Annotated in this window: 17 protein-coding genes, 21 tRNA genes, 3 rRNA genes and 1 riboswitch; of the genes, 32 read left to right on the top strand and 9 right to left on the bottom strand. The window is 44.4% G+C overall.

Going from position 1 to position 24164, the window contains the following annotated elements; genetic code table 11:
- Positions 1-133 precede the first annotated feature (133 nt).
- Positions 134-688 carry a GNAT family N-acetyltransferase gene (locus QR42_RS13885; protein ID WP_039180933.1) on the top strand — a complete coding sequence of 185 codons (555 nt, stop codon included), beginning with the start codon at positions 134-136 and terminating at the stop codon, positions 686-688.
- A 240-nt stretch (positions 689-928) separates the two neighbouring features.
- On the opposite strand, the gene thiT is transcribed toward QR42_RS13885, so the two are convergent.
- Positions 929-1504 (bottom strand): energy-coupled thiamine transporter ThiT, encoded by a 576-nt coding sequence (gene thiT / locus QR42_RS13875; protein WP_039180928.1) that lies wholly within the window; start codon positions 1502-1504, stop codon positions 929-931.
- A 96-nt stretch (positions 1505-1600) separates the two neighbouring features.
- Positions 1601-1702, bottom strand: a riboswitch (TPP riboswitch).
- A gap of 435 nt (positions 1703-2137) precedes the next feature.
- Here thiT and QR42_RS13870 point away from each other — a divergent pair.
- From QR42_RS13870 to QR42_RS13755, 24 genes are all read left to right on the top strand, one after another.
- A 16S ribosomal RNA gene (locus QR42_RS13870) occupies positions 2138-3686 on the top strand.
- A gap of 182 nt (positions 3687-3868) precedes the next feature.
- Positions 3869-6799: ribosomal RNA gene (locus QR42_RS13865) — 23S ribosomal RNA — on the top strand.
- A gap of 61 nt (positions 6800-6860) precedes the next feature.
- Positions 6861-6976 (top strand): 5S ribosomal RNA (rrf, locus tag QR42_RS13860).
- The 16S, 23S and 5S rRNA genes sit together here, the layout of an rRNA operon.
- Positions 6977-7524: 548 nt before the next feature.
- Positions 7525-7600: transfer RNA gene (locus QR42_RS13855), tRNA-Val, on the top strand.
- Between the two features lie 33 nt (positions 7601-7633).
- Positions 7634-7709, top strand: a tRNA-Thr gene (locus tag QR42_RS13850).
- Positions 7710-7746: 37 nt separating this feature from the next.
- Positions 7747-7822: transfer RNA gene (locus QR42_RS13845), tRNA-Lys, on the top strand.
- An 8-nt stretch (positions 7823-7830) separates the two neighbouring features.
- A tRNA-Leu gene (locus tag QR42_RS13840) sits at positions 7831-7913 on the top strand.
- A 30-nt stretch (positions 7914-7943) separates the two neighbouring features.
- Positions 7944-8015, top strand: a tRNA-Gly gene (locus QR42_RS13835).
- Between the two features lie 12 nt (positions 8016-8027).
- Positions 8028-8113: transfer RNA gene (locus tag QR42_RS13830), tRNA-Leu, on the top strand.
- 10 nt (positions 8114-8123) lie between these two features.
- Positions 8124-8200 (top strand) — tRNA-Arg (locus QR42_RS13825).
- 7 nt (positions 8201-8207) lie between these two features.
- A tRNA-Pro gene (locus tag QR42_RS13820) sits at positions 8208-8284 on the top strand.
- Positions 8285-8292: 8 nt separating this feature from the next.
- Positions 8293-8365 (top strand) — tRNA-Ala (locus QR42_RS13815).
- A gap of 25 nt (positions 8366-8390) precedes the next feature.
- A tRNA-Met gene (locus tag QR42_RS13810) sits at positions 8391-8464 on the top strand.
- Positions 8465-8468: 4 nt separating this feature from the next.
- A tRNA-Ile gene (locus tag QR42_RS13805) sits at positions 8469-8545 on the top strand.
- Between the two features lie 7 nt (positions 8546-8552).
- Positions 8553-8645 (top strand) — tRNA-Ser (locus QR42_RS13800).
- 23 nt (positions 8646-8668) lie between these two features.
- A tRNA-Met gene (locus QR42_RS13795) sits at positions 8669-8745 on the top strand.
- A 4-nt stretch (positions 8746-8749) separates the two neighbouring features.
- Positions 8750-8826, top strand: a tRNA-Asp gene (locus QR42_RS13790).
- A gap of 18 nt (positions 8827-8844) precedes the next feature.
- Positions 8845-8917, top strand: a tRNA-Phe gene (locus tag QR42_RS13785).
- Positions 8918-8942: 25 nt separating this feature from the next.
- Positions 8943-9018, top strand: a tRNA-His gene (locus tag QR42_RS13780).
- An 11-nt stretch (positions 9019-9029) separates the two neighbouring features.
- Positions 9030-9103: transfer RNA gene (locus tag QR42_RS13775), tRNA-Gly, on the top strand.
- A 17-nt stretch (positions 9104-9120) separates the two neighbouring features.
- Positions 9121-9197, top strand: a tRNA-Ile gene (locus QR42_RS13770).
- 6 nt (positions 9198-9203) lie between these two features.
- Positions 9204-9278, top strand: a tRNA-Asn gene (locus tag QR42_RS13765).
- A gap of 3 nt (positions 9279-9281) precedes the next feature.
- Positions 9282-9372: transfer RNA gene (locus QR42_RS13760), tRNA-Ser, on the top strand.
- A gap of 7 nt (positions 9373-9379) precedes the next feature.
- Positions 9380-9451, top strand: a tRNA-Glu gene (locus tag QR42_RS13755).
- A gap of 77 nt (positions 9452-9528) precedes the next feature.
- On the opposite strand, the gene QR42_RS13750 is transcribed toward QR42_RS13755, so the two are convergent.
- The 3 genes from QR42_RS13750 to QR42_RS13740 form a co-directional block, all read right to left on the bottom strand.
- Positions 9529-10005 carry a TspO/MBR family protein gene (locus tag QR42_RS13750; RefSeq protein WP_024424942.1) on the bottom strand — a complete coding sequence of 159 codons (477 nt, stop codon included), beginning with the start codon at positions 10003-10005 and terminating at the stop codon, positions 9529-9531.
- Positions 10006-10091: 86 nt separating this feature from the next.
- A complete protein-coding gene (locus QR42_RS13745) occupies positions 10092-10826 on the bottom strand; it encodes a TraR/DksA C4-type zinc finger protein (RefSeq protein WP_039180925.1) in 735 nt (244 codons plus the stop codon).
- Positions 10827-10944: 118 nt separating this feature from the next.
- The gene (locus QR42_RS13740) at positions 10945-11883 is read right to left on the bottom strand and encodes a 1,4-dihydroxy-2-naphthoate polyprenyltransferase (RefSeq protein WP_039183276.1); all 939 of its coding nucleotides are present in this window, start codon (positions 11881-11883) and stop codon (positions 10945-10947) included.
- 378 nt (positions 11884-12261) lie between these two features.
- On the opposite strand from QR42_RS13740, the gene QR42_RS13735 reads away from it, so the two are divergent.
- From QR42_RS13735 to menC, 6 genes are all read left to right on the top strand, one after another.
- Positions 12262-13680: an isochorismate synthase gene (locus QR42_RS13735; RefSeq protein ID WP_039180923.1), complete on the top strand. Its 1419-nt coding sequence runs from the start codon at positions 12262-12264 to the stop codon at positions 13678-13680.
- Entirely contained in the window at positions 13673-15418 is a 1746-nt protein-coding gene (gene menD, locus QR42_RS13730; protein ID WP_039180920.1) for a 2-succinyl-5-enolpyruvyl-6-hydroxy-3-cyclohexene-1-carboxylic-acid synthase, read from the top strand. The genes QR42_RS13735 and menD overlap by 8 nt, the downstream gene beginning before the upstream one ends.
- Entirely contained in the window at positions 15400-16227 is an 828-nt protein-coding gene (gene menH, locus QR42_RS13725; protein ID WP_039180917.1) for a 2-succinyl-6-hydroxy-2,4-cyclohexadiene-1-carboxylate synthase, read from the top strand. The genes menD and menH overlap by 19 nt, the downstream gene beginning before the upstream one ends.
- Positions 16228-16241: 14 nt before the next feature.
- Positions 16242-17060 (top strand): 1,4-dihydroxy-2-naphthoyl-CoA synthase, encoded by an 819-nt coding sequence (gene menB, locus QR42_RS13720; RefSeq protein ID WP_039180914.1) that lies wholly within the window; start codon positions 16242-16244, stop codon positions 17058-17060.
- 72 nt (positions 17061-17132) lie between these two features.
- Positions 17133-18593 (top strand): o-succinylbenzoate--CoA ligase, encoded by a 1461-nt coding sequence (locus QR42_RS13715; protein WP_039180911.1) that lies wholly within the window; start codon positions 17133-17135, stop codon positions 18591-18593.
- The gene (gene menC, locus QR42_RS13710; RefSeq protein WP_039180908.1) at positions 18580-19704 is read left to right on the top strand and encodes an o-succinylbenzoate synthase; all 1125 of its coding nucleotides are present in this window, start codon (positions 18580-18582) and stop codon (positions 19702-19704) included. The genes QR42_RS13715 and menC overlap by 14 nt, the downstream gene beginning before the upstream one ends.
- A gap of 105 nt (positions 19705-19809) precedes the next feature.
- Here the strand turns inward: menC and QR42_RS13705 are convergent, their stop codons facing one another.
- The 4 genes from QR42_RS13705 to QR42_RS13690 all read right to left on the bottom strand — a co-directional run bounded on the left by QR42_RS13705 (position 19810) and on the right by QR42_RS13690 (position 22654).
- Positions 19810-20001, bottom strand: coding sequence for a hypothetical protein (locus QR42_RS13705; RefSeq protein ID WP_039180906.1), 192 nt, complete (start codon positions 19999-20001; stop codon positions 19810-19812).
- A 25-nt stretch (positions 20002-20026) separates the two neighbouring features.
- On the bottom strand, positions 20027-20185 hold the full coding sequence (locus QR42_RS13700) for a DUF1540 domain-containing protein (protein ID WP_008342921.1): 159 nt from the start codon (positions 20183-20185) through the stop codon (positions 20027-20029).
- Positions 20186-20253: 68 nt separating this feature from the next.
- A complete protein-coding gene (locus QR42_RS13695; RefSeq protein WP_169510868.1) occupies positions 20254-21300 on the bottom strand; it encodes a cytochrome d ubiquinol oxidase subunit II in 1047 nt (348 codons plus the stop codon).
- Positions 21301-21322: 22 nt separating this feature from the next.
- A complete protein-coding gene (locus QR42_RS13690; protein WP_039180899.1) occupies positions 21323-22654 on the bottom strand; it encodes a cytochrome ubiquinol oxidase subunit I in 1332 nt (443 codons plus the stop codon).
- A 176-nt stretch (positions 22655-22830) separates the two neighbouring features.
- Between QR42_RS13690 and QR42_RS13685 the strand changes: the two genes are divergently transcribed.
- Entirely contained in the window at positions 22831-23073 is a 243-nt protein-coding gene (locus tag QR42_RS13685; RefSeq protein ID WP_034665302.1) for a type B 50S ribosomal protein L31, read from the top strand.
- Between the two features lie 77 nt (positions 23074-23150).
- On the opposite strand, the gene QR42_RS13680 is transcribed toward QR42_RS13685, so the two are convergent.
- On the bottom strand, positions 23151-24140 hold the full coding sequence (locus QR42_RS13680) for a metal ABC transporter solute-binding protein, Zn/Mn family (protein ID WP_039180894.1): 990 nt from the start codon (positions 24138-24140) through the stop codon (positions 23151-23153).
- Between the last annotated feature and the right edge of the window lie 24 nt (positions 24141-24164).

Below are 24164 nucleotides of genomic sequence, written 5' to 3'. Positions count from 1 at the left end.
AAGGTGTCACTTTTTATAGAAGAAGATTTAACCATTGAAAGATGTGCTGACAAAACGCTAGTCATTGAATTCTATGTAATAGAAATTTATCATAATGAAGATAAGGTGGAAAAAGCTAAAAGGAGTGGAGCGGATGAAGGTGAGACATGCTGTACATCAAGATATTCCAAAAATCGCCGAGATTCATGTGAAAAGCTGGCAGACGACTTATCAAGGGATTATTTCGCAGGAGTATTTAGATGGTTTAACCATTGAAGATCGGGAAGAGAGCTGGAGAAGAAGGCCGCTTAAAGGCACGTTTGTCGCGGAAGATGAGGATGGCGTTTTTGGTTTTGCTTCTTTCGGAAAACAACGTGACGAACGTTATTCTACATATGATGGAGAGCTATATGCCATCTATTTATTCCAACAGAAACAGAAATCAGGGGCGGGTATTGCTCTAATGGAAAAAGGAGTGGAATATTTAATAGAAAAGGGTTATCAGAATATGCTGCTATGGGTGTTTGAACAAAATTCGGCGAAACAATTTTATCAAAAGCTTCAACCTAGTTTTGTCGTTACCAGCCAGTTCGAGCTGGCTGGCGAGAACCATAATGAAATAGGGTATGGATGGGAGTTGTCTAGATTGAATAACCATGTAAAACGAATTAAATCGTCAGCTTCCAGTAATAATGAGAGAAAAAAGTGAAAAGTACAGCAAGCAACATGTAAGAAATAAACGGTGAAGCTTCTACTTTTCCTTTCACGCCTGCTATTTTTAAAGCTTCATAGAAGCCTGCCAAAAAATAAGCAAGACTGAGAATATAACAGCAAAGCATAATGGAGTAAGGGCTCATTGTCGTACCTCCAGCATGAAATCTTCTATTATTAATAGATTCCATAGAGCAGCAAATTATGCATAAAAAAATAACCAGCTGTCATCAGCCGGTTATTTTTGATGAGGAAAAACCAAACGGGATGCACTTGGAATGAGTATACAAAGAACAATACTGCAAATAATAAATGAAGGAACCATATATGTGCTGTTATAAATTAAAGAGTAGACCCATCCTGGTGTTCCTTTCGGTGCATATTGAGAAAAGAAAACGACGCCAGAAATAAAGAACGTCAGCAGCCTGAAGAAACTAGCAACAAAAACAGCTAAGGTAATATAGAAAAATTGCTGCTTTCGCTTTTGATCCTGAATGGCTTTTTTGATCAATCCAGAAAACAAGCCGCTTAAAGAAATGACAACAGATGCAACGAAGTAATCGAGGAATCCTTGAACAGGTGTAGCGATGATCGGGCTATTCATCAGCTGAAGACCTGCGATTAACACACCGATGATAAATCCGGTAGATATCCCCCATCTAATAGACATAAGAATGACGGGAATCATAATCAGCGCAAGAGATCCGCCATTCGGCATTCTTAAAAAGAGACCTGATAAGTAATCTAATACAAGTGCAAGTGAAGTCATAATCGCGATTTCCATCAGTCGTACCAATTGATTTGATTGCTGCATAAAAAAATCTCCTTTTTCATGAATTGAGCAAGGAGAGACCGTGTAAGGATGAGTATGTTATTCATAGAAAAACATATCGATTTGAATACACCATGTATCCAAGTGATTCCACATTCCTACTTCAGTATTAACTGACAGGTTCAAAGGGTCAGAACAACGAATGTTCACTCTCAGCACAAAGCTCCCCCTGCGGTTATTTAGTTTCAATCTATTATAAATATACTAAAGACCTGCAGGATCAACAATAGACAATTCCCGAGATAAGCAGCATTTGTATCAATATATAGGAAGAGATAAGGAAAAATAAATTATTTAGAAAAAATACTTGTTTCTTCTTTCAAAAGGTGTTATATTTGTATTCGCCGCTGAAACAGCGCGGTTGATAAATAACATTAAGAAAAAAGTTGTTGACTTTATCTTGATAGAATGTTATATTAATAAAGTCGCCTCTGAGAGACGACGAACATGATCTTTGAAAACTAAACAAGACAAAACGTACCTGTTAATTCGAGTTTTTATAAAAAAATCCTATGATACTTCATAGGTAGTCAGTCAAACTGGCGAGGCAGGAAATGATCACATGCTAAGTTCGCTACATCGTGTAGCAACGCATGTGTGATATGCATCCTGCATACCTCGGAGAGTTTGATCCTGGCTCAGGACGAACGCTGGCGGCGTGCCTAATACATGCAAGTCGAGCGGACAGAAGGGAGCTTGCTCCCGGATGTTAGCGGCGGACGGGTGAGTAACACGTGGGTAACCTGCCTGTAAGACTGGGATAACTCCGGGAAACCGGAGCTAATACCGGATAGTTCCTTGAACCGCATGGTTCAAGGATGAAAGACGGTTTCGGCTGTCACTTACAGATGGACCCGCGGCGCATTAGCTAGTTGGTGGGGTAATGGCTCACCAAGGCGACGATGCGTAGCCGACCTGAGAGGGTGATCGGCCACACTGGGACTGAGACACGGCCCAGACTCCTACGGGAGGCAGCAGTAGGGAATCTTCCGCAATGGACGAAAGTCTGACGGAGCAACGCCGCGTGAGTGATGAAGGTTTTCGGATCGTAAAGCTCTGTTGTTAGGGAAGAACAAGTGCGAGAGTAACTGCTCGCACCTTGACGGTACCTAACCAGAAAGCCACGGCTAACTACGTGCCAGCAGCCGCGGTAATACGTAGGTGGCAAGCGTTGTCCGGAATTATTGGGCGTAAAGGGCTCGCAGGCGGTTTCTTAAGTCTGATGTGAAAGCCCCCGGCTCAACCGGGGAGGGTCATTGGAAACTGGGAAACTTGAGTGCAGAAGAGGAGAGTGGAATTCCACGTGTAGCGGTGAAATGCGTAGAGATGTGGAGGAACACCAGTGGCGAAGGCGACTCTCTGGTCTGTAACTGACGCTGAGGAGCGAAAGCGTGGGGAGCGAACAGGATTAGATACCCTGGTAGTCCACGCCGTAAACGATGAGTGCTAAGTGTTAGGGGGTTTCCGCCCCTTAGTGCTGCAGCTAACGCATTAAGCACTCCGCCTGGGGAGTACGGTCGCAAGACTGAAACTCAAAGGAATTGACGGGGGCCCGCACAAGCGGTGGAGCATGTGGTTTAATTCGAAGCAACGCGAAGAACCTTACCAGGTCTTGACATCCTCTGACAACCCTAGAGATAGGGCTTTCCCTTCGGGGACAGAGTGACAGGTGGTGCATGGTTGTCGTCAGCTCGTGTCGTGAGATGTTGGGTTAAGTCCCGCAACGAGCGCAACCCTTGATCTTAGTTGCCAGCATTTAGTTGGGCACTCTAAGGTGACTGCCGGTGACAAACCGGAGGAAGGTGGGGATGACGTCAAATCATCATGCCCCTTATGACCTGGGCTACACACGTGCTACAATGGACAGAACAAAGGGCTGCAAGACCGCAAGGTTTAGCCAATCCCATAAATCTGTTCTCAGTTCGGATCGCAGTCTGCAACTCGACTGCGTGAAGCTGGAATCGCTAGTAATCGCGGATCAGCATGCCGCGGTGAATACGTTCCCGGGCCTTGTACACACCGCCCGTCACACCACGAGAGTTTGCAACACCCGAAGTCGGTGAGGTAACCTTTATGGAGCCAGCCGCCGAAGGTGGGGCAGATGATTGGGGTGAAGTCGTAACAAGGTAGCCGTATCGGAAGGTGCGGCTGGATCACCTCCTTTCTAAGGATATATGGAGCAGCGTGCGTTTTCGTCTTGTTTAGTTTTGAAGGATCATTCCTTCAAAACATGTCTCTAGCGAGACAGGATTGTTCTTTGAAAACTAGATAACAATAAGTAATACATTCACATTGAATGCAATGCAAAGTTCATCACACATAGTGATTCTTTCTAAAGTAAGAAATGGTTAAGTTAGAAAGGGCGCACGGTGGATGCCTTGGCACTAGGAGCCGATGAAGGACGGGACGAACACCGATATGCTTCGGGGAGCTGTAAGCAAGCTTTGATCCGGAGATTTCCGAATGGGGAAACCCACTGCTCGTAATGGAGTAGTATCCATACTTGAATACATAGAGTATGAGAAGGCATACCCGGGGAACTGAAACATCTAAGTACCCGGAGGAAGAGAAAGCAAATGCGATTCCCTGAGTAGCGGCGAGCGAAACGGGAACAGCCCAAACCAAGAGGCTTGCCTCTTGGGGTTGTAGGACACTCTATACGGAGTTACAAAGGAACGATATAAGCGAAGAGGTCTGGAAAGGCCCGCCAAAGAAGGTAACAGCCCTGTAACTGAAATGTTGTTCTCTCCAGAGTGGATCCTGAGTACGGCGGAACACGTGAAATTCCGTCGGAATCCGGGAGGACCATCTCCCAAGGCTAAATACTCCCTAGTGACCGATAGTGAACCAGTACCGTGAGGGAAAGGTGAAAAGCACCCCGGAAGGGGAGTGAAATAGATCCTGAAACCGTGTGCCTACAAGTAGTCAGAGCCCGTTAACGGGTGATGGCGTGCCTTTTGTAGAATGAACCGGCGAGTTACGATCCCGTGCAAGGTTAAGCAGAAGATGCGGAGCCGCAGCGAAAGCGAGTCTGAATAGGGCGCATGAGTACGTGGTCGTAGACCCGAAACCAGGTGATCTACCCATGTCCAGGGTGAAGTTCAGGTAACACTGAATGGAGGCCCGAACCCACGCACGTTGAAAAGTGCGGGGATGAGGTGTGGGTAGGGGTGAAATGCCAATCGAACCTGGAGATAGCTGGTTCTCTCCGAAATAGCTTTAGGGCTAGCCTCAAGGTAAGAGTCTCGGAGGTAGAGCACTGATTGGACTAGGGGCCCCTACCGGGTTACCGAATTCAGTCAAACTCCGAATGCCGATGACTTATCCTTGGGAGTCAGACTGCGAGTGATAAGATCCGTAGTCGAAAGGGAAACAGCCCAGACCGCCAGCTAAGGTCCCAAAGTATACGTTAAGTGGAAAAGGATGTGGAGTTGCTTAGACAACCAGGATGTTGGCTTAGAAGCAGCCACCATTTAAAGAGTGCGTAATAGCTCACTGGTCGAGTGACTCTGCGCCGAAAATGTACCGGGGCTAAACGTATCACCGAAGCTGCGGACTGTTCTTACGAACAGTGGTAGGAGAGCGTTCTAAGGGCTGTGAAGCCAGACCGGAAGGACTGGTGGAGCGCTTAGAAGTGAGAATGCCGGTATGAGTAGCGAAAGACGGGTGAGAATCCCGTCCACCGAATGCCTAAGGTTTCCTGAGGAAGGCTCGTCCGCTCAGGGTTAGTCGGGACCTAAGCCGAGGCCGAAAGGCGTAGGCGATGGACAACAGGTTGATATTCCTGTACCACCTCCTCACCATTTGAGCAATGGGGGGACGCAGGAGGATAGGGTAAGCGCGGTATTGGATATCCGCGTCCAAGCAGTTAGGCTGGGAAATAGGCAAATCCGTTTCCCATAAAGGCTGAGCTGTGATGGCGAGCGAAATTTAGTAGCGAAGTTCCTGATTCCACACTGCCAAGAAAAGCCTCTAGCGAGGTGAGAGGTGCCCGTACCGCAAACCGACACAGGTAGGCGAGGAGAGAATCCTAAGGTGATCGAGAGAACTCTCGTTAAGGAACTCGGCAAAATGACCCCGTAACTTCGGGAGAAGGGGTGCTTCTTAGGGTGTTAAAGCCCCGAGAAGCCGCAGTGAATAGGCCCAGGCGACTGTTTAGCAAAAACACAGGTCTCTGCGAAGCCGTAAGGCGAAGTATAGGGGCTGACGCCTGCCCGGTGCTGGAAGGTTAAGAGGAGCGCTTAGCGTAAGCGAAGGTGCGAATTGAAGCCCCAGTAAACGGCGGCCGTAACTATAACGGTCCTAAGGTAGCGAAATTCCTTGTCGGGTAAGTTCCGACCCGCACGAAAGGCGCAACGATCTGGGCACTGTCTCAACGAGAGACTCGGTGAAATTATAGTACCTGTGAAGATGCAGGTTACCCGCGACAGGACGGAAAGACCCCGTGGAGCTTTACTGCAGCCTGATATTGAATGTTGGTACAGCTTGTACAGGATAGGTAGGAGCCTTGGAAACCGGAGCGCTAGCTTCGGTGGAGGCATCGGTGGGATACTACCCTGGCTGTATTGACCTTCTAACCCGCTGCCCTTATCGGGCAGGGAGACAGTGTCAGGTGGGCAGTTTGACTGGGGCGGTCGCCTCCTAAAATGTAACGGAGGCGCCCAAAGGTTCCCTCAGAATGGTTGGAAATCATTCGCAGAGTGTAAAGGCACAAGGGAGCTTGACTGCGAGACCTACAAGTCGAGCAGGGACGAAAGTCGGGCTTAGTGATCCGGTGGTTCCGCATGGAAGGGCCATCGCTCAACGGATAAAAGCTACCCCGGGGATAACAGGCTTATCTCCCCCAAGAGTCCACATCGACGGGGAGGTTTGGCACCTCGATGTCGGCTCATCGCATCCTGGGGCTGTAGTCGGTCCCAAGGGTTGGGCTGTTCGCCCATTAAAGCGGTACGCGAGCTGGGTTCAGAACGTCGTGAGACAGTTCGGTCCCTATCCGTCGCGGGCGCAGGAAATTTGAGAGGAGCTGTCCTTAGTACGAGAGGACCGGGATGGACGCACCGCTGGTGTACCAGTTGTTCTGCCAAGGGCATCGCTGGGTAGCTATGTGCGGACGGGATAAGTGCTGAAAGCATCTAAGCATGAAGCCCCCCTCAAGATGAGATTTCCCATTCCGCAAGGAAGTAAGATCCCTGAAAGATGATCAGGTTGATAGGTCTGAGGTGGAAGCGTGGTGACACGTGGAGCTGACAGATACTAATAGATCGAGGACTTAACCTATATTCTATTGTGAAGCATGAACATTGTTATCTAGTTTTGAGAGAACATTCTCTCCATCAGGTTTGGTGGCGATAGCGAAGAGGTCACACCCGTTCCCATACCGAACACGGAAGTTAAGCTCTTCAGCGCCGATGGTAGTTGGGGGTTTCCCCCTGTGAGAGTAGGACGCCGCCAAGCTTCTATCAGGATCAGTTCCATTTGGAACTGATCTTTTTTGTGCTGATTGAGGGTCATACATCATACTTTATCTTATACCATTTGTTTGATGAAAGATCGTCGCACCTTCTTATGTCCAAGCGTAGCATGTGAAACACTTGAACCTAAAGATGTTCATGGCATAAAACCTTATCTATACAAAACAATAGAGAGACAGAGTATGAGCTTATATAGGCGCATTCCATATATCTTTAATTAAATTGAAGATGTGTAAGCCTATTCGATTTCTATAAATGCTTTACGTCTAAAGAGATACCTATATCATTAAAGTATAAAAATGAAAGACTGCTAATAATTCTAAAGGAATTGAACGTTTTGAAAGAGAATATAGAGAAGAGAAGCTCACCTGCTGAACGTTGAACAGCAGCTGTATGAATAGGTGATATGACGATCTTTTGTTAAAAAATAACGCAATGAAAATTGAAATAAAATTTTTTTAATATAGCCTTTACAAATGATTAAAACCTGTATATAATAATCTTTGTCGGATCGAGAGATTCCTACATAGTGGAGGATTAGCTCAGCTGGGAGAGCATCTGCCTTACAAGCAGAGGGTCGGCGGTTCGAGCCCGTCATCCTCCACCATATTTATTCTTACATAATGTTAGGATAGATAAAGCCGGTGTAGCTCAACTGGTAGAGCAACTGACTTGTAATCAGTAGGTTGGGGGTTCAAGTCCTCTTGCCGGCACCACTTTCATATGGTAAGATAGACAAGTCGCTTTTAAAGCGAGCCATTAGCTCAGTTGGTAGAGCATCTGACTTTTAATCAGAGGGTCGAAGGTTCGAGTCCTTCATGGCTCACCATGTTTCATGCGGGTGTGGCGGAATTGGCAGACGCGCTAGACTTAGGATCTAGTGTCTTTATGACGTGGGGGTTCAAGTCCCTTCACCCGCATTGCCAAATAAAATAAAGAAATCCTGTAATGCGGAAGTAGTTCAGTGGTAGAACACCACCTTGCCAAGGTGGGGGTCGCGGGTTCGAATCCCGTCTTCCGCTTATACCATCCACGCCGGGGTGGTGGAATTGGCAGACACACAGGACTTAAAATCCTGCGGTAGGTGACTACCGTGCCGGTTCAAGTCCGGCCCTCGGCATTATAAATAAGCGCCCGTAGCTCAATTGGATAGAGCGTTTGACTACGGATCAAAAGGTTAGGGGTTCGACTCCTCTCGGGCGCGCCATTAAGATCGGGAAGTAGCTCAGCTTGGTAGAGCACTTGGTTTGGGACCAAGGGGTCGCAGGTTCGAATCCTGTCTTCCCGACCATCTTTTATGGGGCCTTAGCTCAGCTGGGAGAGCGCCAGCCTTGCACGCAGGAGGTCAGCGGTTCGATCCCGCTAGGCTCCACTTTTTAAAAGATTATTTTGATCATGGCGGTGTAGCTCAGCTGGCTAGAGCGTACGGTTCATACCCGTGAGGTCGGGGGTTCGATCCCCTCCGCCGCTATAAAGGACCTTTAGCTCAGTTGGTTAGAGCAGACGGCTCATAACCGTCCGGTCGTAGGTTCGAGTCCTACAAGGTCCACCATCTATACGGAGGAATACCCAAGTCCGGCTGAAGGGATCGGTCTTGAAAACCGACAGGGGTGTCAAAGCCCGCGGGGGTTCGAATCCCTCTTCCTCCGCCATATTTTTTTAAAACCCATATCATCGCGGGGTGGAGCAGTTCGGTAGCTCGTCGGGCTCATAACCCGAAGGTCGCAGGTTCAAATCCTGCCCCCGCAACCAAAATGGTCCGGTAGTTCAGTTGGTTAGAATGCCTGCCTGTCACGCAGGAGGTCGCGGGTTCGAGTCCCGTCCGGACCGCCATTTTTCAAAAGAATACTTGGCTCGGTAGCTCAGTTGGTAGAGCAACGGACTGAAAATCCGTGTGTCGGCGGTTCGATTCCGTCCCGAGCCACTTTTATAAAAATATTCATAGTATGGCGGTTGTGGCGAAGTGGTTAACGCACCAGATTGTGGCTCTGGCACTCGTGGGTTCGATTCCCATCAATCGCCCCATACATATTTTTGCGGGTGTAGTTTAGTGGTAAAACCTCAGCCTTCCAAGCTGATGTCGTGGGTTCGATTCCCATCACCCGCTCCATTTGTATATCTGTTCATGGGCCTGTAGCTCAGCTGGTTAGAGCGCACGCCTGATAAGCGTGAGGTCGGTGGTTCGAGTCCACTCAGGCCCACCATGATCTTCCGCAGTAGCTCAGTGGTAGAGCTATCGGCTGTTAACCGATCGGTCGTAGGTTCGAATCCTACCTGCGGAGCCAAATGGAGAAGTACTCAAGTGGCTGAAGAGGCGCCCCTGCTAAGGGTGTAGGTCGCGTAAGCGGCGCGAGGGTTCAAATCCCTCCTTCTCCGCCATTGATCTGGCCCGTTGGTCAAGCGGTTAAGACACCGCCCTTTCACGGCGGTAACACGGGTTCGAATCCCGTACGGGTCATTTTTAAAAGAGATCTTGTCAAAGATCTCTTTTTTGTTTTCTTCAAAACGAAAGACCGCTATCATGGCGGTCTTTTTTTACATATTCATGGAATAGATCGTATAAGACAAGTATGTCGCAAAGAAGCCCCATAAGACATAAGGGATCAGTAAAATTGGAACGACTTTGCTTAGTTTACGTGAGACGATGACAAGTGCAAGTGCTGTCAGTGCAACGAGCAGGCAGTCGATCGTAGCCACAAACAAATCCTTTTGTGTAAATTGAAAAAAACTAAAGGCTTGATTGAATACGTAATTTAAAAGGAAAAGAATCCAAAATGGTAAAGTGATTTTTTGGAATCCATATTTTCCATAAATGATCGCTGCGGACAATGAGATGAGTGCAAATAAGACAGCCCACACAGCACCAATCACACCGCCACCAGGTGTCCATTCTGGTTTATTTAATGCGTCATACCATTCTCTGTCGATGGGGAACAAAAATCCGGCAATAGAGAATAGTGCGTATGTAATAAAGAAGACGACAATCGCCCAAATGATACTTTTTCTAGCCATCAAGAATCTCCTCCAATCAAATTCACTCTTAAAGTGATTTCCCAATCATTACATGATATAAACATAAAGCCCCCAATATGAGGGGACTAATGATTTTCTTCTGTATAAGGTTCTTCCTCGTACGGTTTCAAGTCACCAAATACCGTCATGACACCTTCTTCGTCTAATGCTTCTTCATAGGCCTCGTGTGCTTTGTTCGGATACACCTTGCTTGCTTTTCCTTCAATATCAGCAGCTGCGAATCCTTCGTAGTCCTCCACATAATCTTCATCTTCTGATTGTGTATACACATCATCGTATGTCAAAGGTGGGAATTCCATATCAGACGGGGTATCAGAGTTTCCGTAGCGTTCTACGTCTTGGTAGGCATCCTCTCCGTCGTACGCAGCACTTTCTTCATTTTCAAATTGTCCAGCTGGCGGACTTAATAAATCCTCTTCAATCGGACGGTTTTGTGAAACGGTCTGTTCTTTTGTGTGCTCTGTGCATGTGACGGCAGTAGGCAAGGCTTCTAAGCGTTCCTTTGGAATAGGGGCCTTACAGACCTTACATAGTCCATAAGAGCCGTCTGCAATGGCTTGAAGTGCTTCATCGATATCTAACATATGTTCATGTTCCAAGCTGTTTAAAGCAATATCTTTCCCACGCTCGAACAGCTCTGTCCCTTGATCGCCCGGGTGGTTATCATAGGCAGACAGTTCTCCGACTGAATCGTAAGGAAAGGATACTTTCTGTTCATCGTCATGGCTTTTGGCTTCAAGTTCTTTCTTTTCATCGAGAAGACGCTGCTTCAAATGATGTAATTCGTCTTTTGACAACAAAGCGATCATCCTTTCATATCAAACATATTGTTAGTATGAGCAATTTTGTATATAAGACTAGTTCCAATTTGAAGCAATTCCTAATTAAAAAAACGCCTGCGGCTGCAGGCGTTCTTTGTTACGCGATATAGTATTGTAAGATCAAAGCGATCGTCAGCAGAAAACCAAAAAATGTATTGGTTTGAGCTGTAGATTTCATGGCATTCATTAATTCAATCGGTTTTTCTTTTTGCTTAAACTCTTTAATGGCTGTATAGGCTTTTGGCACACTGAGTAAAACAAGAAGACTCCAAAGACCGACGATATCTGTGAAGATATAAACAAAAATGAGTACATATGATACCAAAAACATAGAAAGTAAAATGTTCACTGCAGCTTTACGTCCAGCAAGGATGGCAAGTGTTTTTCGTCCATTTTCCTTATCCCCGTCTAAATCACGGATATTGTTCGACAGTAAGATGGCACCCACTAAAATAGAAATTGGTAGTGAAATGAGAACCGCTTTAGACGTCAGAGTGCCTGTTTGGATATAGAAACTAATCAGGATGATTCCTAATCCCATAAAAGCACCTGAAACAAGTTCTCCAAACGGTGTATATGCAATTGGTACAGGGCCGCCAGTATAGAAATAGCCTGCTGCCATACAAATAAGTCCTATTAATGCAATCCACCAGCTAGACATCATGCAAATATAGACCCCAAGTAATAAAGAAAGTGCAAATAGTGCATAAGCGAGGCTGAGGACTGTCTTTGGCTTCACACCGTTTCTTACAATGGCTCCGCCGATGCCGACAGATTTCTCGTTGTCCAGCCCGCGAACATAATCAAAGTACTCATTAAACATGTTTGTTGCGATTTGGATAAACATAGATGCAAACAGCATGGCTAAAAATAGCCCAACATGTATTTGACCACTTGGAAGTGCTAAAACAGTTCCTAAAGTAACGGGAATAAATGCCGCTGTTAGTGTATGCGGTCGTAGTAAATTCCACCAAATTCGCCAGTTTTTATCAGGCTTTATTGGTGAAAGCTGATCTGATATCGATTGATGCTGCATAAAATATACTCCTTTAAATAAAAAAATACGTACACGTCCAAATTCCAGTTTAGCAAAGTTCAAAAAGGTGTCAATATATTGATGCGATGAATCGGGAAAAAGATGTTTGCTAATCGTTGCCATATCGAAAGAAAGCTTGATTTTAAAACGGTCCTGCCATTTTGCTTTAGATGCTCTCGTTTCAATAAGCAAGAGCGAAAAAATCTTGAAAGCGTGATATAATAAGGATTCGAGGTTTTAGAAGCTGTTTTCTTTACTAAGTTCATCTGTTAAGGTTTATAATAGAAAAGCAGGTCATTCGACATATTCGAATGTTCATGTATTTTTTCATTATGTTTTTATTTTTTATGTAATTCATGGATTTTGGAGGAATGTATCATGGTGACAACAGTGCAAAGTACTTTCCGGCAGGAAGCGCTTGCGACATTAGAAGAAGCGAATAACGTCAACCATGCTGTTTTGATAAGCTACTCCAGAAGAGTTGACGATCTGGATCCTCTTGCCTTTTTCCAAAGCGGCGAAGCGGATTTTTTAGGCGAGCGGTTTTTTTGGTCTGATCCAGAAAGCCAAATGATATTTTCTGGACTTGGCAGAGCGGCCGTCATTAAATCATCTGAGCAAGGCAAGGAACGATTCGATATAGTCCATCAAGAATGGGAACAGCTCAAGCAGCACATGTTCCATTTTCATGATGAAAAGGAGTTAAAGCAAGCGGCTGTTGGTCCGCTTTTATTTGGAGGATTCTCGTTTGATCCGTATGAAGAGAAGGCGCGTCATTGGGAAGCATTTGGCGAGGCTCATTTTTTTGTGCCATCGATCATGCTGACTGTCTCAAAAGAAGGCAGTTTTCTTACGATCAATGAGTGGAAGCAGGTGGACGGGAATGTTCATCAGCTTATTCAGGAATTAGAACAAAAAGCCTCTCGTTTAGAGACATTGCCAGTACGGACTGGTGGACAAGCTGAACTTGTTCATGTGGAAGAGCTGGATGTGAAGGAATGGATGAAGGCGATCGGAGAAGCGACAGACCACATTCGTGCAAACGAATATGAAAAGGTTGTTTTAGCAAGAGAAGTCTTGCTTCACTATAAAAATCAAATTGAACTCGCTCCACTATTAGCGGAATTATTAAAGCATCAAACAACGAGTTATGTATTTGCGGTTGAACAGGGAAGACAAGCATTTGTCGGAGCCACGCCGGAACGCTTAGTGAAAAAAAGCGGCGGAGAGGTCTTTTCCTCCTGTTTAGCAGGTTCCATTGTTCGCGGAAAAGATGAAGCGGAGGATCACGCATTAGGCGAGGAACTGCTGCATGATGAGAAGAATTTGATCGAACATCAAATTGTTGTCAATATGATTGAGCAAGCATTTGAAGCGAATTGCCTTCACGTGCATAAACCAAATCAACCAAGTCTTTATAAAACAAAAAACATTCAGCATTTGTTTACACCGATTGTGGGAGAAATTAAAAGCAGCTGTTCCCTCTTTTCATTAATTGAGCAGCTCCATCCGACGCCGGCACTAGGCGGATATCCAAAGGAAAAGGCGGTTGAAGTGATTCGTGAAATCGAACCGCTCAAGCGCGGCTGGTATGCAGCGCCGGTAGGCTGGATTGATTCTCAGGATAATGGAGAATTTGCTGTAGCCATCCGGTCAGGTCTTATTGAGGAAGACCGTGTTCGTTTGTTCGCTGGCTGCGGAATTGTAGAGGATTCCCTTGCAAAGCAGGAGTATGAAGAAACACAAGTGAAGTTAAGACCAATGCTGTCTGCTCTTGGAGGTCATCCTATTGAATAATCACATCATGACAACATATATAGGCAGATTGATGGATGAATTCGTCCAAGGTGGTGTGAAAGAGGCAGTTGTCTGTCCTGGTTCTCGTTCAACTCCGCTTGCGATGCTGGCCCTTGCCCATCAAGACATCCATGTTCATGTTTTAGTGGACGAACGGTCTGCTGCTTTTTATGCGCTTGGTCTTGCAAAAGCAAGTCAATCACCAGTGTTGCTTATTTGTACATCAGGTACGGCAGCTGCTAACTTTTATCCAGCCGTTGTAGAGGCGCATTATTCTCGTGTACCTCTTATTGTTTTAACTGCTGATCGGCCGCACGAATTGAGGGAAGTTGGGGCACCTCAAGCGATTGATCAGCAATTCTTATTCGGTAAGTTTGTTAAATGGTTCACAGACTTAGCATTGCCGGAGGACAGTCAAACGATGCTGCGTTATGTTCAGGCGGCAGCTGCGAGAGCAAATCACATGTCGATGCAGGAGCCAAAGGGGCCTGTTCAGGTCAATGTACCTCTGAGAGAGCCATTGCTTCCTGATCTGTCTATTGATCCTTTCGCGCGAGAAAAAGAGGATACGAAAAAGGTATTAGCATCAGGACAGGCTTTCCCTAATGATCAAGTGATGTCTGAAATCGTAACCGTCATGAACCAATCCTCAAAGGGACTGATTGTGGCTGGTGAACTTCATACACAGGAAGAAAAAGAGGCAGTTTTACGCCTTTCGAAAGCCCTGCATTTACCTATTTTAGCTGACCCGCTTTCTCTTTTACGCAACGGGCATGAAAATCAAGATCTCATTATCGATGCGTATGATTCTTTATTAAAAGATGAAGCATTACAGCAGCATCTATTGCCGGATATGGTCATTCGTTTTGGACCGATGCCTGTATCTAAGCCTTTATTCAAGTGGCTGGAAAAACATGCGGAAGTGAAGCAGATTGTTGTAGATGCTGCCGGAGGTTTCCGTGATCCTGGGTTAAGTGCTTCGTACGTTATAGAAAGTCATGTGGCTGCTTTTGTAGATGCAGCATTAAATCAAGAAGTCCAACGTAAAGAGACAAGTTTCTTAAACCGATGGCAGAATGCTAATTCTTCATTCAGAACGCATGCTGCCCACTATTCAGATGAGGATTTGTCCTTTGAAGGGAATGTGTACCGTCAGCTTCAGCACCTCTTGCCAAAAGAGAGTGTCCTTTTTATCGGAAATAGTATGCCGATTCGTGATGTAGATACATTTTTTGAAACTCAGTCCAAGCCTTTTCGAATGATGGCGAATCGCGGAGCAAATGGTATTGACGGCGTTGTGTCTACAGCACTTGGCACGTATGCAGCTTTGAAGCAGCCAGTCACTTTAGTCATTGGAGATTTATCATTTTACCATGATATGAACGGTCTGCTCGCAGCTAAGCTGATGGACATTCCGCTGACAGTTGTTTTGATAAACAATGATGGGGGAGGTATCTTTTCTTTCCTTCCACAGGCGTCTGATGAACCGTATTATGAAAAGCTCTTTGGAACGCCGACAGGACTGAATTTTGAGTATGCATCGAAGTTATATGGGGGAACCTATTCGAAACCCGCAACGAAACAAGAGTTGCATGATGTGTATATGGCGCATATCGATGAACCTGGGCTTCATTTAATTGAAATTGAAACAGATCGTCATTCCCGTGTAGACAAGCATCGTCAAATGATGGATGACATATTGGAAGAAGTGAAAAAAGAATGCCTTCTCTCATCATAAGAATGCGTGATGGGGTAGCGTACGAAGTGGTGGATCAGAACCCTTCGGCAGCAAATGCCACATTATGCTTACACGGCTTCACTGGAAGTGCAGCGTCTTGGACGTTCTTGAATGCTTATTTGGAGAATACAAGACTGATTCAGGTCAGCTTGCTCGGACATGGGCGTACGGACTCGCCAGAAAGTGTGAGAAGATATGCGATGTCTCAGCAGCTGGCAGATCTTGCAGAGATTTTAAACCAATTAAAGCTTCACAAAGTGAATATTCTCGGATATTCTATGGGAGGGCGTATTGCTTTATCATTTGCTGCTCGTTATCCAGATCGTGTCAACAAACTGATCCTTGAGAGTACGTCTCCAGGGCTTCGTTCATTTAAAGAGCGGATGGTAAGACTGAAGCAGGATCATCAGCTCGCCCAAAAAATCAGGCATGAAGGCTTAGTGAAGTTTGTGGATTTTTGGGAGAGCATTCCTTTGTTTGCTTCGCAGAAAGCTTTATCAGCGGAAAAGCAGGCTCAACTGAGAGAGGGAAGACTCAAAGCCAATCCTCTTGGGCTTGCTCGCAGCTTAGAAGGAATTGGAACAGGTTCACAGCCGTCTGTTTGGAAGGCATTAAAGCATATTCATTTGCCTGTTTTGCTCATTTGCGGAACGCTTGATGAAAAGTTCTGCCATATCGGCAAACGTATGCAGCAGGAGCTGAAGGAAAGTCAATTCATATTGGCTGAGCATGCTGGGCATACAGTTCATGTGGAACAACCACATTTTTTTGGTAAAATAGTAAGTGAGTTTATTTTAGCGCAGGATTAGAGGAGGAAATATTGATGGCTATTGAATGGCAAACTGAGCGTCAGTATGACGAAATTTTATATGAAACGTATAATGGGATCGCAAAGATTACGATTAATCGTCCACACGTACATAACGCGTTTACCCCAAAGACTGTTAGTGAATTAATTGATGCATTTTCACGAGCTCGTGATAATTCAGAAGTTGGTGTGATCGTACTTGCAGGTGCTGGCGGAAAAGCATTCTGTTCTGGTGGAGACCAAAAAGTCCGCGGCCATGGCGGTTATGTAGGAGACGATCAAATTCCACGTCTAAATGTATTAGACTTACAGCGTTTGATTCGTGTGATTCCAAAACCGGTTGTTGCGATGGTTGCAGGTTATGCAATTGGAGGCGGACACGTTCTCCACATAGTATGTGATCTCACAATTGCAGCAGATAATGCGATTTTTGGACAAACAGGTCCAAAAGTAGGCAGCTTTGATGCCGGTTACGGTTCAGGCTACCTTGCACGTATTGTAGGTCATAAGAAAGCTAGAGAAATTTGGTACTTATGCCGTCAATACAATGCACAAGAAGCGCTTGATATGGGACTTGTTAACACAGTTGTCCCATTAGATCAGCTTGAAGAGGAAACAGTAAAGTGGTGTGAGGAAATGCTAGAAAAGAGCCCGACTGCTTTACGATTCTTGAAGGCTGCATTTAACGCAGATACGGATGGATTAGCTGGAATTCAGCAATTTGCAGGAGATGCGACACTTCTTTATTACACAACAGATGAAGCAAAAGAAGGACGCGATTCCTTTAAGGAAAAACGCAAGCCGGACTTCGGTCAGTTCCCGCGTTTCCCTTGATTCAATGATATTAATGAACAACAGCTTAGTGCATCAGACTAAGCTGTTTTCTTTTACGAAAAGGAGGTGCTCATGATGAAGCAACCTAATTGGCTGCTGCACCGTGCCTATTTAACACCAGATCGAGTCGCACTTATTTATCAAGAGAAAGAGTGGACATTTCACGAATTAGCTCAAGAAGCGGACGAGCTTTCAAATAGACTTTCACAGGCATCATTGAAAAAAGGGGAAACGGTTGCGCTTTTGATGAACAATCATCCTCACATGGTGATGCTTGTACATGCCTGTTTTTTATTAGGAGTAAAAATCGTGCTATTGAATAATAAGCTGACAAAAGCTGAAAGGCGCTATCAGCTAGAAGATGCAAAAGCAGCGGCGTTATTAACGGAATCTATTTATGCAAGCGATCATGAGGGGGATTTACCCGTTTATACAATGGAATCTTTACCTGAACCAGGGAAAGGCAATGAAAAGAAGATCGAGAGCGAATTTGATTTGAATGAAACAGCAACCATCATGTATACATCTGGGACAACAGGACGTCCAAAAGGGGTAGAGCAAACGTTTGGTAATCATTTTCATAGTGCTGTTTCCTCTGCATTGAATTTGGGTCTCAGAGAGGATGACCGCTGGCTCATTGCCCTGCCTCTTTTTCATATTAGCGGTTTATCTGCCTTATTTAAGTCCGTAATCTATGGAATGACAGTCGTGCTTCATCAGAAGTTTGACGTTGATGAAGTAAAGGATTCTATTGAACGGCATCGTGTGACGATGATTTCTGTTGTGCAGACGATGTTATCTCGGTTATTAAGCAGACTAGAAGAATGTCCGTCTTCTTTGCGTTGTCTTTTATTAGGCGGAGGACCTGCGCCTTATGCGATGCTCCAAGAAAGCAAAGAGAAGGGCTTTCCTGTCTTTCAATCGTACGGTATGACAGAAACCTGTTCACAAATTGTGACGCTTGCACCTGAATTTAGTGTAGAGAAGCTTGGGTCAGCGGGAAAACCTCTTTTTGGGTGTGAGCTGAAAATTCAAGATGGTGATCGCATTTGCCGTCCTTTTGAGCATGGCGAAATTATGGTGAAAGGTGCAAATGTGATGAAAGGATACCTTTACCGTGAAGAAGCGACCGCGGCTGCCTTTCATGAGGGCTGGCTGAAGACGGGTGATATTGGCTATGTGGATGAGGAAGGGTTCTTATTTGTGCTTGACCGCCGTTCAGATTTGATTATTTCTGGCGGAGAAAATATTTATCCTGCGGAAATTGAAGCGGTGCTTCTAACACATCCGCATGTAAAGGAAGCCGGAGTAACGGGTATGTATGATGATAGATGGGGAGAGGTACCGGCTGCTTTCCTTGTAACAGATGATAAGATACCGGAGAATGAGCTCTATGCTTTATGTGAGTCGCATTTAGCCAAATATAAATGGCCCGCCGCTTTTCACTTTGTGAACGAGCTGCCAAGAAATGCATCGAATAAATTGCAAAGGCACAGACTCAGATCAAAGGGGTTTTCAAATGATTCAAATTGAACGAGTAATTTTATATCATGTCACGATGAAGCTTAAACAACCATTTACAACAAGTCTTGGAACCATTTCAGAGCGTGAGTTTATTATTGTTGAAGTAAAGGATCAAACAGGATTGACTGGATGGGGAGAGGTATCTGCTTTTTCTTCTCCTTGGTATACAGAAGAAACAATTGAGACTTGCTATCATATGCTGAGGGCTTTCTTTATCCCGAACGTGCTGACGCGCACCTTTACACATCCTTCAGAAATACCTGACAGTCTGTATCAATTTAAAGGCAATAGGATGGCCAAAGCAGGCATTGAAGCGGCTGTTTGGGATATTTATGCGAAGCGTGAGAATAAGTCTTTACGCGATGTATTAGGCGGCACAAAAGATAGAATACCATCTGGTGTTGTGGCGGGGTTAGGCCCTATTGACGATATGCTTGAGCAAATTCAGCAATTTGTTGATCAAGGCTATCAGCGGGTGAAGGTGAAAATTAAACCAGGACAAGATATTGGACTTCTTCAAAAGATCAGAGAGTCTTTTCCTGATCTGCCATTAATGGCAGATGCAAACTCTGCTTATGAATTAAAAGATATTAGCAAGCTTAAACAGCTCGATGATATTCGCTTATTAATGATTGAACAGCCTCTAGCTGCAGATGATATTGTGGACCATCGCCATTTGCAAAAGCATTTAAAAACGCCGATTTGTTTAGATGAAAGTATTTGTTCTTTAGATGATGCCAGAAAAGCTGTAGAGCTTGGCAGTTGTCAAATTATTAATGTGAAGCCTTCACGAGTTGGCGGACTGACAGAGGCTCTTAAAATTCATACGTTCAGTAAGGAGCATAAAATTCCGTTATGGTGCGGGGGGATGATTGAAACAGGTATTTCCCGCGCGCAGAACGTGGCACTTGCTTCACTTCCTCAATTTACAATTCCCGGTGATATTTCAGCTTCGTCAAAATTTTGGGAGCAGGATATCATTTTTCCTGAAATTAAGGTTGAAAATGGGTTTATTGAGGTGCCTCGCTCGCCAGGAATGGGCGTGGAAGTTGATTACCAAGCGCTCCGTTCGTTTTCAGATAAAATCGACGTGTTTACAAAACATGATTTTGTGAGATAAAAACGAAGAAATCACCTTTTGCTTATCCAATAGAATGGATGTATAGTGAGGGAAAGTTTTTCCTTCCTGTCTGAACAAAAAGAAAGAGCGGTGAACCGCTCTTTCTTACTCTTCTACCAGCTCGCTCTCATAAGCAAGCTGTCCGATATACTGATGCATTTCATTGGGCATGTTTGCTGCATGTCCATATTCATAATCCCAAAGGTTTAAAAAGGAGTGAGCGGCTTGATGGAATGCGGCTTCATCCGCGTCATGAATTTCGTCAAAAAACGTTTGAAGCAGCCGATCGTGTTTCAAATTGAAGCGCCTCCTTTAATGAGACTTAAAGATCTTGTGGTTTAAACGTTTTACAATCCGTTTCTTCACTTTTCTCAGCCGTATTTCCTGTGTGGCTGACGACATAGATTGCATCTGCACCACAGCGGTTTCCAGTATTCCAATAGGAACAGTTATTGACTTCACAAAGGATTTTTTGACTCATACAGATGACCTCCTTTTGAGTATGTCTTTCATCTATAATGTAACCGAAATGAAGCTCGTCCATTCATGTTAATCTTCCTGACGAATATAGCGCTTATCCTTCATAAATAATTTCCAGAAGAAATAGAACCCAGGAAATAAGATGATAAAACCTACAATATAGGTGATAAATAATGCCCTAAATGTGACAGGGTCTGTAAATCCAGACATAATTGTAATATCTGGATAGGCCATGTAAGGCAAGTGAGCACGCCCGTACACATAGCTTGCTAAGAAATATTGAATGGTAATCGCAATGACGGCAAGGCGTGGTCTCCCTTTCCGATGCTTAAAACGGCTGTTTGGTAAAAATAGAGCTAGTCCTGCTAGCAGGAACATTAGGAGAGATACAAGAAGAATAGGGATGTTCTGCATCATTTTTGTGAACAGCCAATTCGCCTCGCTTCGTAATGTCAGCATGATAAAAAAGGCCATCATGAGTGAAAGTGGACCTGTAATGAGCGCCCCTCTTCTATAAATGCTGTAAGCTTCATCTTCATTAGCTACATTAGAGAAATCAGCTAAAAGCAAGGACGAAAGAAAAAGGGTGCTAAAGATGGCAAAGCCGACAAAAGAATAAACATTTGCACTTGTAAAGACCAGTCCAAGATCTAATGAGTAGACGTTGTTCTCCTGAAAAATAAATCCACCATGGGTAATTGGGAGAACCATGATCAGGATGGACGGAATGATAAAGCCGCTGATCCCTGAAATATAAGTCACTGCTTTTCGGTACTTCTTAGGCAGTGAATGAGAAAACACGAGAAATCCGCTTCGCAGTGCAAGAAGCAATAAGATGATGCTGCCGGGTATTAATAAAACGGTACCAAGTACAAAGGTCGCACCTGGAAACAGGCTGAACAATGCGACAACGATGGCCACAATAAAGACGTTTGTTACTTCCCATGTTGGAGATAGATATTTATTCGCGATATTAGCTGCCTTTGTTTGTTCTCTATTCATATAAATCATCGACCAAAATCCTGCGCCGAAATCCATTGATGCCATCACTGCATAGATAAAAACGAATCCCCATAAGATGGTGATTGCAATGAGCGCATCAGTTGTAACATCCATTTGCATCAAGATCGCTCCCTTTTTAAGATTCTGTTAACCGTAGGTCTTCTTCAATCGTATGTTTCCTAAAGTAGTACGTCAGCACAATAACGGTTGCTATGCCTAAGATGAGATAGACAATGGCAAAAAGGATAAAAAGTGTCCCGATCGAGCCAGATGATGTGACAACCTCGGAGGTTTTGAGCATTCGATAAATGACCCATGGCTGACGGCCTGTACAAGCAAAGATCCAGCCAAATTCAATAGCCAAAAGACTAAGAGGCCCGCCGAATAAGTAAAGAAAAAGAAGCCACTTCGGAAATTTTTCACGTTTTAAAATTTTACGATAAAGCAGTGCTAATACCGCAAATAGAATGAGCACCGATCCAATAATGACCATGCCGTTAAATAATGTGTGTATAAATAAAGGCGGCCACTCGTCACGAGGAAAATCATTTAACCCTTTGACCACCGTATCGAAGCTATTTCCTGCGAGAAAACTAAGCGCCCAAGGAATTTCGATCGCACCTTTAATTTCCTGCGCATCAGCATCCGTAAAACCACCTATTGCAAGAGGCGCATGTGATTGCGTTTCAAATAAACCTTCAGCTCCAGCCAGCTTTTCAGGCTGATATTCATACAGAAGCTGAGCGGATTCGTGGCCATTTAAGGCTGTTAGAAAAGAGAAAAGTCCTCCTACAATGAGTCCAAGAAAAAGGGCTTTTCGATGAAATGTATAGAGCTTCTCATTTTTTTTAGTTTTGAGCATTTTAAAAGCTGCAACGGAAGCAATGACAAAAGCACCTGTTGTAAAAGCAGACAGCACAACATGTGTAGCAGTCACAGCAAAGCTTGGATTGAAAAAGGCCTTCCAAGGCTCGATGTTTGTGATTTCTCCATTCACCATCTGAAAGCCAGCAGGTGTCCCTTCAAAAGCATGTACGTTTGTAATCAGAATCGCTGATGCAGCTGCACCAATGACGATAAAAATAACCGTAATGATGCGCATTGCATTTGATAGGCGATCCGCTGCGTACACATAAATAGACATAAATAATGCTTCTATAAAGAACGCATAGATTTCAATCTGGAATGGCAGTGACATGACTTTTCCGATAACCTCCATAAAACCTGGCCATAAAAGGGCAAGCTGCGTACCAGCAATAGTACCAGTTGGAATGGCTACCCCTAACAGAACAGCCTGTGCTTTTGTCCATCGCTTGGCCATGATGGCATAATGCGGGTCCTTCGTTTTTTGAAAGATGAGTTCAGCTAACAAAATCATTAGCGGGATGCCAACGCCAAGCGAGGCATAAATAATATGAAAGCCCATGGTTGTGCCGAACAGGCTTCTAGCTAAAACGAGATCAGTCAATTTTTTCTCCGCCTTTCTTATCGCTTCTCTTTTTCATGATGCTTATTATTCTCCACCATTTTTAGATTATTCTTCCTGACTAAGAAAGCTTGTTTTTTGACAAGTTGTATAAGAGGGAGTAGAATATAATTATAAAACGTAATCATTACGTTTTGATAACGAAAGGAGTTTTGACATTGAAAAGAGATATTCATCCAACCTCACATGAAGTTGTATTTATGGACGTAAACAGCGGTTACCGCTTCTTGAGTAAATCAACAAAGACATCAAATGAGACAGTAGAGTGGGAAGATGGGAAAACGTATCCTGTCATTAAAGTAGAAACAAGCTCTGATACGCATCCTTTTTATACAGGACGTCAAAAATTCGGAGAAAAAGGCGGAAGAGCCGAGCTGTTTAAGAAAAAATATCAAATGTAATCAAAAAAGCACGCCTGATAACGGTGTGCTTTTTTACAGCAAAAAACCCCGGCTGATAAAGCCCGGGGTTCAAAACATTAATCATTTAAAGCGGTGTTTAATGTCTTTAAGTTTTGTTTCATTAAGCTGACGTAGCTTTCGCCATTTTTGGCATCATTTTCAGTAATGGATTCTAGATTTTTAAGGGTTAAGCTTTTTGCCCCAATTTCACTGCGGATCGTATCTGATACTTTGCTGCTGACGTTGTTTTCAAAAATAACGTATTGAATGTGATGCTTTTCTGCTTTTTGTACAATGTTTTCGAGCTGCTTTTGTGATGGCTCTTCGGAAGCGGATAATCCTAAAACGCTGATTTGCTCAATGCCATAGCGCTTTTCCCAATAGCCATAAGCTGCGTGAGAAACAAGAATTTCTTTATGTTTGGCTTTAGATAACGTTGTTTTGAATTCTTGATCTAGGGATTGTAAATCTTTTTTTAGATTTTCATAGTTTTTTGTGTATTCTTCTTTATGATCTGGATCTAATGAGACGAGTGTGTCTTTAATGTTTTTCGCCATTTGCTGCGCATAAACTGGGTCTAACCATGCATGGGGATCTTTATCTCCGTGATCGTGCCCGTCATGATCATGATCGTGGTCTTCACCTTCATGGTCATGATCTTCGCCTTCTTCATGTGCATGTTCTTCATTTGTCGATAACAATTTGATGCCTTCGGCTGCTTTGACTGTTTTCACACCTTGGTCTTTTAATGTGGCAGCAGTTTTGTCTGCGAATGCTTCAGCCCCTGTGCCGCTGTAGATAAACGCATCACCTTCAGCCATTTCAACCATCGTTTTCGAACTTGGTTCAAAGCTGTGTGCATCTGCATTGGCAGGATACACGCTCTGAGCATGAACGTGAGAGCCGCCTATTTTTTCAGTGAAATCTTGAATTGGGAAGATCGTGGTGTAAATGATTAGTTTCCCGTCTGCCTTTCCTTTTGAAGCATTAGTGCCCGCACTGCTTGAGCACGCGGCAAGGCCGATCGCGAATAAAGCAGCTGTTAAAATAAAAAAGATTTTTTTCATGTAGAAAATGTCTCCTCTCAAACT

It is taken from the genome of Bacillus sp. WP8, from assembly GCF_000800825.1.
GTDB lineage: Bacteria > Bacillota > Bacilli > Bacillales > Bacillaceae > Bacillus > Bacillus safensis.
Note: the sequence above shows the minus strand (reverse complement) of the source record. Positions and strands in the feature narration are given on the sequence as shown.

What these genes read in the sequence shown, in the direction of transcription:
- QR42_RS13715 (WP_039180911.1), top strand. Translation starts at nt 17,133, where the DNA reads ATGATGAAGCAACCTAATTGGCTGCTGCACCGTGCCTATTTAACACCA.
- menB (WP_039180914.1), top strand. Translation starts at nt 16,242, where the DNA reads ATGGCTATTGAATGGCAAACTGAGCGTCAGTATGACGAAATTTTATAT.
- QR42_RS13700 (WP_008342921.1), bottom strand. Translation starts at nt 20,185, where the DNA reads ATGAGTCAAAAAATCCTTTGTGAAGTCAATAACTGTTCCTATTGGAAT.
- QR42_RS13750 (WP_024424942.1), bottom strand. Translation starts at nt 10,005, where the DNA reads ATGGCTAGAAAAAGTATCATTTGGGCGATTGTCGTCTTCTTTATTACA.
- menH (WP_039180917.1), top strand. Translation starts at nt 15,400, where the DNA reads ATGCCTTCTCTCATCATAAGAATGCGTGATGGGGTAGCGTACGAAGTG.
- QR42_RS13740 (WP_039183276.1), bottom strand. Translation starts at nt 11,883, where the DNA reads ATGCAGCATCAATCGATATCAGATCAGCTTTCACCAATAAAGCCTGAT.
- QR42_RS13885 (WP_039180933.1), top strand. Translation starts at nt 134, where the DNA reads ATGAAGGTGAGACATGCTGTACATCAAGATATTCCAAAAATCGCCGAG.
- QR42_RS13680 (WP_039180894.1), bottom strand. Translation starts at nt 24,140, where the DNA reads ATGAAAAAAATCTTTTTTATTTTAACAGCTGCTTTATTCGCGATCGGC.
- QR42_RS13735 (WP_039180923.1), top strand. Translation starts at nt 12,262, where the DNA reads ATGGTGACAACAGTGCAAAGTACTTTCCGGCAGGAAGCGCTTGCGACA.
- QR42_RS13695 (WP_169510868.1), bottom strand. Translation starts at nt 21,300, where the DNA reads ATGGATGTTACAACTGATGCGCTCATTGCAATCACCATCTTATGGGGA.
- menC (WP_039180908.1), top strand. Translation starts at nt 18,580, where the DNA reads ATGATTCAAATTGAACGAGTAATTTTATATCATGTCACGATGAAGCTT.
- thiT (WP_039180928.1), bottom strand. Translation starts at nt 1,504, where the DNA reads ATGCAGCAATCAAATCAATTGGTACGACTGATGGAAATCGCGATTATG.